The sequence below is a fragment of the Lysobacter xanthus genome (assembly GCF_047159895.1).
The window spans coordinates 1-249 of sequence record NZ_BAAGAB020000178.1 but is presented as its reverse complement, the minus strand read 5'-3'; the positions used below and the strand labels follow the sequence as shown (position 1 = coordinate 249).

General features: G+C 60.6%; 1 protein-coding gene. It reads left to right on the top strand.

Features of this window, described 5'->3' with window-relative positions:
* Nucleotides 1-28 precede the first annotated feature (28 nt).
* Nucleotides 29-249, top strand: a 221-nt coding sequence (locus ACY35P_RS15720) for a hypothetical protein (RefSeq protein ID WP_462116770.1), incomplete at its 3' end; no start/stop codon positions are given.

Sequence of the window (249 nt, the reverse complement as noted above, 5' to 3'; positions counted from 1 at the left end):
GCGCGGCTTAACTCAGGTGTTAGGCCGCATGAAGAGATTGCTCGCAAACGTAGTTGTGGCCATCGGCTGCGTCATCGCGCTTGCTGGGCTCCTGGGCACACCGCTCGTGTCCGATTTACTGCCGGCCTCTTGGTCCGTGCCCGGCCAATCTGGCTCGAGTCACCTATATTTGCGATGGGTGCCCACGGAACCGCAGCCGGCCGCGCAAATGCCATACCTCTGGTTGTTGGTTGGCGTCGCCATCCTTAT